Origin of the sequence: Enterococcus sp. DIV1337a, assembly GCF_051712285.1 — a bacterium.
Classification (GTDB): domain Bacteria; phylum Bacillota; class Bacilli; order Lactobacillales; family Enterococcaceae; genus Enterococcus; species Enterococcus faecalis.
This window is the reverse complement of record NZ_JBIOOP010000001.1, coordinates 2,308,388-2,322,575: the sequence shown is the minus strand read 5'-3', so window position 1 is coordinate 2,322,575 and position 14,188 is coordinate 2,308,388. Positions and strand designations below refer to the sequence as shown.

At 39.6% G+C, this 14,188-nt stretch carries 12 protein-coding genes and 1 other annotated feature; of the genes, 11 read left to right on the top strand and 1 reads right to left on the bottom strand.

Annotated elements, in window-relative coordinates; translation table 11 throughout:
• Positions 1-124: 124 nt before the first annotated feature.
• Complete coding sequence (locus IGL49_RS11015; protein ID WP_021164442.1) at positions 125-226, top strand: putative holin-like toxin; 102 nt, start codon at positions 125-127, stop codon at positions 224-226.
• 323 nt (positions 227-549) lie between these two features.
• On the opposite strand, the gene IGL49_RS11010 is transcribed toward IGL49_RS11015, so the two are convergent.
• The gene (locus tag IGL49_RS11010; protein WP_104854442.1) at positions 550-1,002 is read right to left on the bottom strand and encodes a YueI family protein; all 453 of its coding nucleotides are present in this window, start codon (positions 1,000-1,002) and stop codon (positions 550-552) included.
• A gap of 184 nt (positions 1,003-1,186) precedes the next feature.
• On the opposite strand from IGL49_RS11010, the gene IGL49_RS11005 reads away from it, so the two are divergent.
• The 10 genes from IGL49_RS11005 to IGL49_RS10960 all read left to right on the top strand — a co-directional run bounded on the left by IGL49_RS11005 (position 1,187) and on the right by IGL49_RS10960 (position 13,938).
• A complete protein-coding gene (locus IGL49_RS11005) occupies positions 1,187-2,134 on the top strand; it encodes an ABC transporter permease (RefSeq protein ID WP_104854443.1) in 948 nt (315 codons plus the stop codon).
• A complete protein-coding gene (locus tag IGL49_RS11000) occupies positions 2,131-3,096 on the top strand; it encodes an iron chelate uptake ABC transporter family permease subunit (RefSeq protein ID WP_104854444.1) in 966 nt (321 codons plus the stop codon). The genes IGL49_RS11005 and IGL49_RS11000 overlap by 4 nt, the downstream gene beginning before the upstream one ends.
• On the top strand, positions 3,093-3,848 hold the full coding sequence (locus tag IGL49_RS10995; RefSeq protein WP_104854445.1) for an iron ABC transporter ATP-binding protein: 756 nt from the start codon (positions 3,093-3,095) through the stop codon (positions 3,846-3,848). Before IGL49_RS11000 ends, IGL49_RS10995 begins: the two co-directional genes overlap by 4 nt.
• 38 nt (positions 3,849-3,886) lie before the next feature.
• Complete coding sequence (locus IGL49_RS10990) at positions 3,887-4,840, top strand: siderophore ABC transporter substrate-binding protein (RefSeq protein ID WP_104854446.1); 954 nt, start codon at positions 3,887-3,889, stop codon at positions 4,838-4,840.
• A 148-nt stretch (positions 4,841-4,988) separates the two neighbouring features.
• Positions 4,989-5,234 (top strand) — a binding site (T-box leader).
• Between the two features lie 49 nt (positions 5,235-5,283).
• A complete protein-coding gene (locus IGL49_RS10985) occupies positions 5,284-6,927 on the top strand; it encodes a peptide ABC transporter substrate-binding protein (RefSeq protein WP_104854447.1) in 1,644 nt (547 codons plus the stop codon).
• A gap of 21 nt (positions 6,928-6,948) precedes the next feature.
• Complete coding sequence (gene pepT, locus IGL49_RS10980) at positions 6,949-8,169, top strand: peptidase T (RefSeq protein ID WP_104858256.1); 1,221 nt, start codon at positions 6,949-6,951, stop codon at positions 8,167-8,169.
• 85 nt (positions 8,170-8,254) lie between these two features.
• A complete protein-coding gene (locus IGL49_RS10975) occupies positions 8,255-8,812 on the top strand; it encodes a GNAT family N-acetyltransferase (protein ID WP_104854448.1) in 558 nt (185 codons plus the stop codon).
• A gap of 34 nt (positions 8,813-8,846) precedes the next feature.
• Positions 8,847-9,458 (top strand): YktB family protein, encoded by a 612-nt coding sequence (locus tag IGL49_RS10970; protein ID WP_104854449.1) that lies wholly within the window; start codon positions 8,847-8,849, stop codon positions 9,456-9,458.
• A 357-nt stretch (positions 9,459-9,815) separates the two neighbouring features.
• Positions 9,816-10,193, top strand: coding sequence for an LPXTG cell wall anchor domain-containing protein (locus IGL49_RS10965; protein WP_104854450.1), 378 nt, complete (start codon positions 9,816-9,818; stop codon positions 10,191-10,193).
• Positions 10,174-13,938, top strand: coding sequence for a WxL domain-containing protein (locus IGL49_RS10960; RefSeq protein WP_104854451.1), 3,765 nt, complete (start codon positions 10,174-10,176; stop codon positions 13,936-13,938). The genes IGL49_RS10965 and IGL49_RS10960 overlap by 20 nt, the downstream gene beginning before the upstream one ends.
• Positions 13,939-14,188: the final 250 nt, after the last annotated feature.

The window sequence follows — 14,188 nt, the reverse complement described above, 5'->3', positions numbered from 1 at the left end:
CTTGACGGACCTAATAGGGTATACTAAAGCTATTACCAATGAAAGTTGTATGACGGTGGCTCTGAGTTAGAGAGGCAGGTGATGCCTATGTGTATCCGATGCACTTTAACGAAAGGAGCGTTTTTTGTCAATCGAAGCGACATTGGAATTGATGATTAGTTTTGCAACCCTTGTTGCGTTACTGATTTTCGGTATCCTTGAAGCAACGAAAAACGATAAAAAATAACCGTTCATAAGCTTGACAGGCCGAACGGTTAAACAGTAATAAAAACTTAACTCAGTAAGCCACCAGTTCTTATAACTGGCGTTGGTATAAAGGAGAGGCATGTTATAGCATGCCTCTTTTTTATTTTTGCCGAACGGTTAAAGAACAACAAAAACTTAACTCAGTAAGCCACCAGTTCTTATAACTGGTGTTGGTATAAAGGAGAGGTATGTAGTAGCATACCTCTCTTTTTCATCTTTATAATAGCACAATTCTATTATAAATGGAAGCGCTCCTAACTTATGTTTAAACAATCCAATGACTCGTAACTTTCCTCGAGCTTTTTATAAGTGAAATAGCTTTTGCCAAAAGCCTTTTTTAGCTGTTGGCTCTTCTTTTGGCGTTTCTGTAGCTTGAGGATATTTTTCTGCAACGTCAATCACAGGTTCATCGACTGCGTGTTTTTCAGCTAACAGTAAGCCGAGAGAGTCAGGGGTGTTCTCCACAAAGTTGTTAACAATTTTAAACGTTGCGCCATGTTGATTTAATAATTTAATGTAGGTATTTTGCAAATCTGAAGAAATCTCGCCGTTTAAAAGTACAGTAGCTTCAGGATGTTTAGCTAATTCTTCTAACAAATGTTGTTGGTTCTGTACATCTTTCATTTCAGCGACAGTCATGGAGAGACGGCAGCGTTCACGAAATGTGCCCATATATTTGTGTTGTTCTTCAGGATTGACGAGGGGCGTACCGTACATTCCTTTATCCAGACGTTGTTGTAAGTCATCATTCGCCATTCAGTAACACTCCTTTCCTCATGTTTCCCTCCATTATAGCATATCTTAGATAAGTCGTTGAGCAGTCGGATTGAGAAGAAGTTTTTAATAAAGGAAAAAAAGTGGTTGCATTTGTGATGGTTTTCTCATACACTGTAACTAAGAATGAGAATCATTCTCAATTAAATAAAAATGGAGTTTTCTCATGAAAAAGATTGGTTTGTTTGTTCTACTATTACTTTTCAGCTTATTGTCATTAGTGATAGGGGTGAAGGACATTGCACTTTCTCAGTTGTTTCAATTAGATGCACAGCAACAATTTGTTTTATTTACCACCCGTGTTCCCCGCACGTTGAGTTTAATCATTGCTGGTAGTACGATGAGTATTTCTGGATTGATTATGCAGCAACTCACACAAAATAAATTTGTCGCTCCTAGTGTCGCTGGCACCACCGATAGTGCAAGGTTGGGTATTTTAGTCGCGATGTTATTTTTCCCAACAGCTCCGTTTCTCTATCGAACGGCAATTGCTTTTATTTTTGCGTTAGGCGGGACCTTATTATTCTTAGCGCTCATTCGATTATTACCAAGTAAGAATCAAGTGATGGTCCCTTTGGTGGGCGTGATGTTTGGTAACATTCTAGGCTCAATTGCCACATTTTTTGCCTATCAATACCAATTGGTTCAAAATATGTCTGCTTGGTTACAAGGAAATTTTTCTACAGTCATGAAAGGGAATTATGAATGGTTATTTTTAATGATTCCTTTGTGGTTTGTTATTTATTTATTTGCTTATCATTTCACTGTCGTTGGTATGGGTGAAGCATTTGCAAATAGTCTTGGTGTCCATTACCAGCGAATTCAGTTTTTAGGCTTGACGTTGGTTGCTTTAGCAAGTGCCATCGTTTTATTGATGGTGGGGAATATTCCATTTTTAGGGGTTGTGATTCCCAATCTCGTGTCTTTACGTTATGGCGATCATATGAAAAATACCTTATGGTTAACTGGGATTTGTGGGAGTTTGTTCTTGTTAATCTGTGATATTTTAGCACGAGTATTGATTGCCCCCTATGAAATTCCTGTCAGCGTGGTTGTTGGAACATTAGGGAGTATTTTGTTTATTTTATTATTACTAAGGGGGCGCAAACGATGAAACGGCCTTTAAAAAATTGGCTTTCATTACTTTTGCTTTTAGCTGCCGTAGTAATTGTGAGTCTTTGTTATTTAACTTATAACACGTATGGCAATTGGTCCTTTGCTTTGGCGTTACGAGGGAAAAAGTTATTGGCTTTTATTTTTGTCGGAATCGCTGCGGCTTTTTCAACAATTAGTTTTCAAACGGTCACGCAAAATCATTTCCTAACGCCAACTATTTTAGGAATGGATTCCTTGTATGTCTTTGTGCAAACGGTGTTATTTTTTCTTTTAGGAGGCGCACAAGCGTTAGGCCAAGTAAGCCTTGGCTCGTTTTTGATGAACGTCTTTTTAATGGTGTTTTTAAGCACTAGTTTATCGTATTTTCTATTACGCAAAAATCAATCCGATCTATTCTTATTATTGATGATTGGCATGATTTTAGGTACTTTTTTCAGTAGTATTAGTACATTTTTACAAGTGATTATGGATCCTAACGAATACGACTTACTCCAAGGAAAGTTGTTTGCCAGTTTTGGTAACGTCAATAGTCAGTATCTCGTTTTCGTTGGTGTGGCGGTGCTCATGATTTGTGGGATACTTTGGCGGGAAAGTTACCGTTTAGATGTTTTACATTTAGGGAACCATCAAGCACAGAATTTGGGGATTGCTGTGAATCAGTTTCAATTAGTGTTGTTGTGTTTGATCAGTAGTCTGGTCGGCTTATCAACAGCATTAGTGGGACCGATTACATTTTTAGGTTTTATCGTGGCCAATATGAGTTATCAATTCATGAAAACCTATCGCCACCGAGAACTGTTTGTGGCAGGGAGTTTAATAGCAGTTTTTTTACTGGTGTTTGGTCAATTGATGGTTGAACAGGTCTTTCATTTGAATACCCCGCTAAGTGTGGTCATTCAATTTGTTGGGGGCGTTTATTTTATATGGAAAATTATTGCAGAAAGGAAGCAACGCACATGATCCGGATGAGTGATGTATCAAAAAAATATGGCGATAAATTTGTCGTTTCAGACATTGATTTACCTATTTCTGAAGGCAAATTAACGGCCTTTATTGGGCCGAATGGCGCTGGGAAAAGCACGCTGCTAGCCATGATGAGCCGCTTAATTCCCAAAGATACCGGGGAAATTTATCTGGACAAGCAAGAAGTAAAAACCTGGAAGCAATCGGCTCTTTCGCAAAAAATTGCTCTTTTAAAACAAGCCAACGGTGTGCAACTCAAATTAACCGTGCGCGAACTTGTTAATTTTGGTCGTTTTCCTTATTCCAAAGGTCGCTTAAAAAGCGCTGACCATGAAAAAGTAACAGAAGCACTGGAACAATTGGGCTTAACTGAAATGGCGGAAGAATACATTGATACCCTTTCTGGGGGCCAATTACAAAGGGCGTATATTGCCATGATTTTAGCCCAAGATACCGATTATATTTTATTAGATGAGCCCTTAAATAACCTCGACATGAATTATGCGGTTCAAATGATGCAGATTCTTAAACGCTTAGTGGATGAACTAGGAAAAACGATTCTGATTGTTCTACATGATATTAATTTTGCCGCAAGCTATGCAGATGAAATTGTCGCCATGAAAGGCGGAAAGCTTTATGCGCATGGCGCAACAGAAGAAGTTATTCAAACAAGTATTTTAAATGATCTTTATGAAATGAATATCCGGATTTGTGAAATTGAAGGAAAACGCTTTTGTCTTTATCACTAAATCGGGCAATTTAAAAATAACGTTTTTGGAGGAAAAGAATGAAAAAGAAATTTTTAGCAATGATGGCAGTTTCAATGATGGGACTGTTGCTGTTAAGTGCTTGTCAAACAAATAAAAAAACAGCAGATTCTACAACAACGGAAACAACAACTAAAACGGAAGTCACAGTCAAAGACACCAATGGTCAATTAACCGTTCCCAAAAATCCTAAGAAAGTCGTTGTTTTTGATAATGGTTCCTTGGATACAATGGACGCACTAGGTGTCGGTGACCGCGTGGTAGGTGCGCCAACCAAAAACATCCCTGCATATTTAGAAAAATACCAAAAAGTTGAATCAGCAGGTGGTATTAAAGAACCAGATTTAGAAAAAATCAATCAACTAAAACCAGACTTAATTATTATTTCTGGTCGTCAACAAGATTATCAAGAACAATTAAAAGCGATTGCGCCAACCATTTACTTAGCTGTAGATGCCAAAAATCCTTGGGCATCAACGAAACAAAATATCGAAACGTTAGGCACTATTTTTGATAAAGAAGAGGTAGCCAAAGAAAAAATAACCGAATTAGAAAAAGAAATTGCTGACGTGAAAAAACAAGCAGAAGCTAGCGCGAATAATGCGCTTGTTGTGTTAGTTAACGAAGGACAACTTTCCGCTTACGGAAAAGGCTCTCGTTTCGGTTTAATTCATGATACATTTGGCTTCAAAGCAGCAGACGATAAGATTGAAGCTTCCACTCATGGGCAAAGTGTTTCTTACGAATATGTTTTAGAAAAAAATCCTGGAATTCTCTTTGTGATAGATCGCACCAAAGCAATTGGTGGCGATGATTCGAAAGATAACGTTGCAGCAAACGAATTGATTCAAAAAACCGATGCTGGAAAAAATGATAAAGTCATTATGCTTCAACCAGATGTTTGGTATCTAAGCGGTGGTGGATTAGAATCAATGCATTTGATGATAGAAGATGTTAAAAAAGGATTAGAATAAAATTGTTTTAGAAAAGAGGGATTGAAACCTCTTTTCTTTTTTTAAATGAAAAACAAAAAAGTTTTAAATTAAAAATGTGGTTGACGGCCTCGAAAATGTTTGCTAAACTATCCGTAAATCAGTATGATTGATGAAACAAATAAAAGAACAAAATGTGATGAGAAGGAAAGTACTTTTTAAAATAGCTTGCAGAGAGCCTCGTTTGGTGAGAAGAGGTAGTGACGTTAAAGGGGAAAATGGCCTTTGAACAGGTTGGTTGAAGCCGTTCGCTTAAACCAATTCAGGTGCGCCTGTTATAGCGCTACAGTATGATTGTACTGGAAACGAGCGGATCTTTTTTAGCGAAGAGATCAACAAAGGTGGTACCGCGATTGCATAAGCATTCGTCCTTTTTAGGACGAATGCTTTTTTTATTTGTTTAAAAAATATGAGGGGGCAACAACATGAAATTGGGGAAAAAAGTAGTAGGTTTGATTGCAACTGGGTTTCTTTTAGCCGCATGTGGCGGAACTAAAGAAGCGGCAGAGAAAGTAGATTCGGGAAATTTAGCAGCTGAACAAAAAATCAGTATTAGTTCACCAGCACCAATCTCAACATTGGATACAACACAAACAACAGATAAAAATACCTTTACAATGGCACAACATTTATTTGAAGGCCTTTATCGGTTTGATGATGATAGTGCCACAGTGCCAGCTCTAGCTAAAGACGTCAAGATTAGTGACGACGGGCGCAAGTACCACTTTACCTTGCGGGAGGGGATTAAGTGGAGCAACGGCGAACCAATCACGGCCCAAGATTTTGTTTATTCTTGGAAAAAACTAGTGACACCAGCAACGATTGGACCGAATGCTTATTTACTAGACAGCGTTAAAAATAGTTTTGAAATACGCAACGGGGAAAAGCCAGTCGATGAATTAGGAATTTCGGCCCCTAATGACAAAGAATTCATTGTTGAATTAAAACAGGCCCAACCTTCCTTCTTAGCAGTCGTTTCGATTGCTTGGTTAGCGCCACAAAATCAAAAATTTGTCGAAGCGCAAGGCAAAGATTATGCCTTGGATAGTGAACATCTACTTTATAGCGGGCCGTTTACGCTAGCCAATTGGGATGCGACTTCAGATACTTGGACATTGAAAAAAAATCCAGAATACTATGATGCGGATCAAGTGAAACTGGCAGAAGTTGCGGTTAGCACAATCAAAGAAGATAATACCGGGATTAACTTATACCAAGCGAATGAACTAGACTTAGTTCGCATTAACGGACAATATGTTCAACAATATCAAGATGATCCAGGTTATGTCAGTCATCCAGATGTCGCCAACTACTTCTTAGATTTCAACAAAAAAGAAGGAACACCATTAGCGAATGTTCATTTACGAAAAGCGATTGGTCAAGCAATTGATAAAGAAGCCTTAACACAAAGTGTCTTAAACGATGGGTCAAAACCGCTCAACGGATTGATTCCAAGTAAACTTTATGCGAATCCAGAAACAGACGAAGACTTCCGAGCTTACAGTGGCGAATATTTGAAAAATGACGTCAAAAAAGCCCAAGCTGAATGGACGAAAGCCCAAGCGGATATCGGTAAAAAAGTGAAACTTTCCTTGCTGGCGTCAGATACAGATCAAGGCAAACGAATTGCTGAATATGTTCAAAGTCAGTTACAAGAAAATCTACCCGGTTTAGAAATTACCATTTCATCGCAACCAAGTAATAATGTGAACCAATCGCGACGTGAAAAAAATTATGAGTTGTCTCTTTCAGGATGGATTGCCGGCAGTAGTGAATTAGACTCTTACTTTAACTTATATGCGGGAGAATCAAGTTACAATTATGGCAATTATCATAATGCCAAATACGACCAATTGGTAGAAGATGCACGAACGATTAATGCCAATAATCCAGAGAAACAGTTTGCCGAATACAAAGAAGCGGAAGACATCTTGCTGAACCAAGATGCTGCTCAAGTACCGCTGTATCAAAGTGCCTCAAATTATCTAATCAATCCTAAATTGAAAGGCATTAGTTATCACTTGTATGGGGATTATTTCCACTTGCGCAATGCCTATTTAACAGAATGATTCAAGAAGAAGGAGTAAGAAATGGAAAAATTAGTCGAACGATTTTTAACTTATGTCAAAGTTAATACACGTTCAGATGCCAACAGTCACACCACGCCGACAACGGTCGGTCAAGTGGTTTTAGCCAGGATGATTGAAGAGGAACTTCGTGAATTAGGTTTGGCCGATGTACGTTATAACGAACAAAATGGCTTTTTAACGGCGCGGTTGCCTGGGAACCAACCTGCAGCGAAGAGCATCGGGTTGATTGCGCATCTGGATACGGCGGATTTTTCAGCAGAAAATATCTGTCCACAAGTCATCACTAATTATGATGGCCAAGATGTCGTCTTGAATCAAGAACAAGGCATCGTTTTATCGGTTGCTGAGTTTCCCAATTTAAAAGAGTATCGAGGGGAAACGTTGATTACTACAGACGGAACCACACTTTTAGGAGCAGATGACAAAGCGGGAATTGTCGAGATTTTAGCTGCTGTTGAGTATTTTTTGGCACATCCAGAAGTAGCGCGGGGCGATGTTTGGCTCGCCTTTGGTCCAGATGAAGAGATTGGACGCGGCGCCGATCACTTTGATGCGCCGAACTTCCCGGTCGCTTTTGCTTATACGATCGACAGTGGCCGTGTAGGACATTTCGAGTATGAAACGTTTAACGCCGCTCAAGCCGTGATTACAATTGAGGGAACCAGTGTCCATCCGGGAACGGCCTATGGTTCGTTAGTAAATGCCATTAAATTAGGCGAACAGCTTGATCAATCACTGCCGCAAAAGGAAGTGCCAGAACAAACGCGTGGAAATGAAGGATTTTATTTACTCAATAAATTTACAGGAAGTATTGAAAAAGCAGAACTTGTCTATATCATTCGGGATCATGATCAAGAAACCTTTCAAGCGAGAAAGCAATTTTTGGAAAAACAAGTCCAACGTTTAAATGCGTCGGCAGATAAACCCAGACTAACAATTACTTTCCAAGACCAATACTATAATATGAAGGAAATCATCGAAAAAGATTGGACACCGGTGGAATTAGCTGTCCAAGCAATGGCAAGTTGCGACATTGAACCAATCATCACACCCTTTCGTGGCGGGACAGATGGTTCTAAGATTTCTTTCATGGGCATTCCAACGCCTAATCTATTTACAGGTGGCGAGAATTTTCACGGGCAATATGAATTTATTACTGTTGAATCAATGGCCAAAGCTGTTCAAACGATTATTGCCATCATTCGCTTAAACGCTAATTAAAGAAACGCGCAAGGGAAATGCCGATTTTCCTTGCGTGTTTCGCTGTTTTTCGGTAAAGTATGTAGAAAAGTAGGGAGTTTTGCTCATGGATTATCTCTTGATTTTTGCAGAAAACCAACAATTGGAAACGGAACGATTGCATTTACGACCAGTGACATTAGCAGATACCGATGATTTATTTGAATATGCTTCAGATGAAGAAACGACGCGTTTTGTGTTTCCTAAAAATGAAACCAAAGAAGAAACAAGAGCCAGTATTGCGAAATATTTTATGGGGGAACCTTTAGGAAAATATGGGATTGAAGTGAAAGAAACGGGCAAAATGATTGGCACGATTGATTTGCGGGTCAATGAAACCAATAATGTTGGAGAATTAGGCTATGTTTTGAACCGTGCCTTTTGGGGCAATGGCTACATGCCTGAAGCCGCGACGGCGTTAGTCGAACTGGGTTTTGCAAAAATGAAACTCATGAGAATCTTTGCTTTACATGATCAAGACAATCCAGCTTCTGGTCGTGTCATGGAGAAAATTGGTTTTACCTACGAAGGAACATTATCCAATGCCCGAATTAGTAAAGGGAAAATTGTCACAGATGTTTATCGTGGGATGACACTGGAAACATGGCAAAATCGACAAAAATAGAAGCGAAAGATAAGTTGAGAGAGGAATTAGAGAAATGTTGATGTTTACAGAAAAAGAATTTGCAGCCTTTGAAGTTGCTAGATTAGATGAACGAATGGCGGTTATCCGTGCGCAGATTCAACCTATTTTTCAAGAATTAGGCACGTACTTTGCCACACAATTAGCGCCTGAACTAGGAACGGAGTTGTTTGTCCATATTGCGCAACATCGCCGTCGCACCGTGTATCCACCAGAAAATACGTGGTCCGCACTCAGTCCGAATAAGCGCGGCTATAAAATGCAGCCGCATTTTCAATTAGGGATTTGGGGCGACTATGTGTTTATGTGGTTGTCATTCATTGATAATCCTAAAAACGAACAGCAGATTGCGCAAGCCTTTTTAGAGAATCAGCAATTATTCCAAGAACTACCCAAAGATACTTATGTTTCCTTGGATCACACCGTTCCCCAAATCACGCCACTGACGGAAATTGACCTAGAAAAAGCTTTAACTCGTTTTAGAGAGGTCAAAAAAGGGGAGTTTGAAATTGGGCGCATCATTCCCAAAGATAGTGCTTTGTGGCAAAACCCTGAAAAAGCACGGGCTTATATGTTGGCAACCTATCAGCAACTTGTACCATTGTATCAATTGGCCGTTGCCCAATAAGAGAAATAGACAGTTATTTTGTGTTTTAGTGTTATTTTATCGAATTACCCATTCATCAAAAATGAGAAAAGCTCACAATGTTAGTTTTCGATACTAATATTGTGAGCTTTTCTTTATTTTAGGTAGCGAAAACTTAAGAAATTAAAGGCGATTTTTAAAGAATAAACGTGTTTCGACAATCATTTTCAGAGAATACCTTTAAATAACAAAGTGCAAAGCGCTTGCTATATAAGTAACTTGTAAAAAATAGGCTTGTCAAATGGAAAATAATGGTGTTTTGGAAAGCTTTTTCTTTGTTATTATAGAGGTATGAAAAAAGGTTGTATGACATGTTGAACATTAAAAGGAGGTTTTTAAATGAAAAAAAAGCGTTATTTATTTCTTGCGTGCCTACTATTTTCCCCTAGTTTTTTTATAAATGTTGAAGCGTCTGATGGTGGTTCTAGTTCGGTGGGGGTCGAATTTTACAAACAGGCACCCTCTCAAGAAGCTCCGAAAGAGCCCTCACCGAAAACAGACGCGCCAGGTTCGAGTCCCAAGGGCAAAGTACAGGGACAGACTGGCACGAATCAAGGTGTGGTAAGGGGTCAAGGTGCCACCACCACTGGCGACAAACAGCTGCCACGTACAGGGAGCAAGAGTCAGGCAAATCTAAGCATTCTCGGCTTAGTCTTAATTGGCTTGGTGGGAATGGTACATAGAAAGAAGGGACGACATGAAGAAAATCAAATTTAAACAGTTAGCAACATTCAGTTTATGTTGTTCATTATTAGTCAATTCATTAACAGGGGTCACAGCTGTTGCGGAGACCATGACGATTGAAAGTAGTCCGACGGTGGAGAGTAGTGTGAAGGAAGAAACGACGAAAGCCAGTACAGAAACAAGTGAAGCAACGACCGAAACAAGTCGAGAGGTTATAAAAGAGCAAGAAACAAAGGAATCAACGGAACAAGAGGTATTAGAGGGAAAGGAAGAATTAAAAGAGAAAGCGGAAAACAACATAGTAGTACCGCCAATTAATAAAATTTTGCCTCGTGCAGCAGTAACGGTTCCACAAGAAACTATCCGAATTGCGGTGATGGATGAGCAAGGTAAATCCGTTAAGACGAGCGTTACTTCTAATTTATTTAGAGAGATAAATTCAGGAGGGGCAACGTTTTTACCATCTTTAACAGGTAACTATTATGGGACGACATACGGATCAGCAACCGTCAATTATAATTCATTGATTATTCCCTCGTTATCTTATGAAGAAACACCAAGATTCGTTTATTCTCTGAAAAATTTGCGAGTGAGTATTCCCCGTCAAAATGAAGGACTTAGTTTTGTACGGCCAGCTAATTATACTGGACCTAATTTTCCAGGAGCGAATATAGAACAGTGGCAAAAAGATTTCAGTTTGTTGTATTATACTCAGCCAGCTGCTGGTAATGAGTTTAACCAACTTTCAAGCACTGTCTTTGAAAATATAGAAGGGGCCTATAGCGGAACTACTCAAACTACTGCCAGAGCGTATACTGGTAATGCGCACGGCAAAACAATTTATCAAGCAACAGCTTTAACGAGTAATATGAATATCCTGTACTTATACACAGGAACTCGTAAAGTTACTGAATTTTTTGTGAATACTACAGGAGCCAAGATTCCCGCACCAACTGGCTTCACAGAAGGTAAGCAAACGAGCATCACTAATAACGACTTTACTTACAAGCAAAGCGGCACGCTCCCAACAACATATACAGCAGGTGGGAAAACCTATCGCTTGCAAGGTTGGTACAAAGGCAAAACCAAACCAAGTACGTTGAGAACCGATGCGCCAAGCTATAAAGTTACTTATGATGGTAATGATGATTTAAATGTGGTGTATGAAGAAGTAAAAACCAAAGCATACACACTGCCAAGTAAAGAAATTTCTTTTGGCTATGTTGATGAAAAAGGAGGATTAGTCAATCCAGCCGACTTTACTATCGAAGCTGAATTAGGCGAAAGCAATGAAACAGAAACCACTGTTTTATCAAAAATTTATGGTACGAATGATGCGAGTAACATGCTAAAAAAACTTGCTATTCCAGGGAAATCATACACGATTCCAGAGGGTGGTATTAAAACATATGGCACTCGCTATGTGAATCACACCATTCCTAAATATTATAAAGCAATGTCAATCACCCCAACCGCTACTTATACAGGTGATAAGACAAAATATCCTGTAGCAGATGAAGTACGTAAAAGTATTGAAGCTCCGAATAACATTGCCAGCACAGTGAGTGGCACAACAGCTTATAGTTTATCAACAAATGGTATTGTTTTTGGGACTCGGCGATCAATTTGGACATGGGATTCGAATAAAACATCGTATGCAATGGGCATCTATTCTGGGGTGGTTGGTAATAACTACAACTTAGCAACACCAGATAAAACCGTTTATTACTACTTAGAAAATCGTCGTGTCACTGAGAACTTTGTCGATAGCACAGGTACTAAAATCACACCACCACCTAGTTTTACCCAAGGCAAACAAACCGTGATTGACAGTGATAATTTTACGTATACCCAGGAGGGGAGCTTACCTTATATTTATAAAGTCAACAACAAACCTTATGTCTTAAAAGGTTGGTATAAAGGGAAGGCTAAACCAGCAAAACTGAATCAAATTTCCACCGATAAACGTAACATTTCGTATCCAGTCAGCTATGATGATCAAGATGATGTCACCGTCGTTTACGATGAGATAAAGCTAGGTGACAAGACCATTCAATTTGGCTTTGTAGATGAACAAGGAAAGTATATTCCACCAACCAGTAAATTTAATGTCAGTACCGATGTCGGTGTCGTGAAGGACGCAACTTATACGAAGTTACAAACCGTCAATAGTACCGTCAAGGGGAACTACTTAAGTTTAACAATTCCTGCGTATGATCCAACTGGGGGGCTAAGTCAAGGACAAATATATTATGGAACGCTAAATAGTATAGTAACCATTCCTAAATATTATAAAACGCCAACTTTAACACCTTCAAGTAACTACCAAGGGACGACTTATCCAGAGGTCACAGGAGTATGGGACTTTCATAATGGTACTACTAACGTATATTCACCAAGTCGGTTAAGTTTGACTCCAGTTAGTAATTCTCAAACAAATTATCAAGTTCAGCGGGTATGGTGGGCAAACGAAGCAACGAAAACACTTTTTACTAGTTTGTATAAAATGAGTTATAACAGTCCGTCAGATACTGCGGTGGGTCTTGCTGAATATTACGCAACAGGGACAGTTAATTACTATTTAGAAAACCGCCGTGTCACCGAGAACTTCGTCGACGCTAGCGGTGCCAAATTACCAAGTGCACCAACTGGCTTCACCCAAGGCAAACAAACGGCAATTGATAGCGACGCCTACACCTTTAAACAAAGTGGTACTTTACCTGAATCGTACAAAGGTGCCGATGGCAAGACCTATATTTTCAAAGGCTGGTACAGAGGGAAAACTAAACCAGCGACTTTAGAAACAACGAAGACACCAACTTATCCAGTAACCTATGATGATAACGATGACTTGAATGTGGTCTATGAAGAAGGAGTTCCTGCTGTCGAGGCTTCTCTGAAAGGGATAGCGACTATTATACCAAGTGGGGGGAACCAACTTTGGCGTATGACCATTAAAAACACAGGGACTGCACCGTTAACTTCTTTAAAATTTAAACCAACTGTTAACTGGTCAAAAGGGTTAATGAGACCAGCGCAATTGTCTGTTCGGCTTGGAACTGCTGCTGCTAAAAACATTCCAGTGACCGCTGAGACATGGTCGCAAGGTGTTGACTTAGGAACTGAAATTCCTGTTGGCGCTACAGCGACAGTAGCCATGTCAACCGTTGCGACTGGAAACCCAATGGAAGTATTACAAGCTGAAGTCGCTTTATCAGGTAATATGCCAACGACGACTGTTTCCGATACCGTTCGAATCCAAGGGTCAGATCAAGAAGTTACTGATCCAGTCGGTGAAGGCTTTATTAGTACCCCAACCTTTGATTTTGGCACTGTGAACATTAGTAGCCAAACGCAACAACATGGCTTGAAAAAAGCCGCTGATTACTATGGGAATGGCACTAGAAATCCTTTCTTACGAATTAAGAAATCTCAACCAAACTGGTCATTAACAGCCCAGTTGTCACCACTGAAATCAACCAAGGACAGCTTACCAACCGCAACGAAATTGTTGCTTGGAAAAGCACCTGTTTCAAAAGTGGACAATTATAATTTGCCAACAGAATTAATGAGCCCGGTGGGAACAACAGTGGCACTAAGCCTGATGTCTGATAATAGTGCAACTACGGTTGTTGCGAATAACCAATACACAGGAAACAATGTATACCATTTAGACTTTGCTTTTAACAACGTTAAACTAGAAGTTCCTGCCAATCAAGGGACGAAAGGCGAGCAATACAATGCCACTGTTACGTGGAATTTAGTAACAGGGCCGTAACAAATAGTGGCAACTAATAACAACGTCTTTTAATTAGAAATTTTCTGAATGGTTTCAGCGGCTGATAAAAGGCCGAAGTTTAAAAATGAAACCAACCTCAGATTATTTAATAGTTCTTGTTCTTCCTCGGCCCAGACAGCGAGGGGTAGAACAAGAGCGTTGGCTATCTGGTTCCTTGAAATCCAGAAGTACTCTCCTTGAATGAACCAGCTTTCAGAGAGGATAGCTAACCAAACACGCCCTAGAGTGG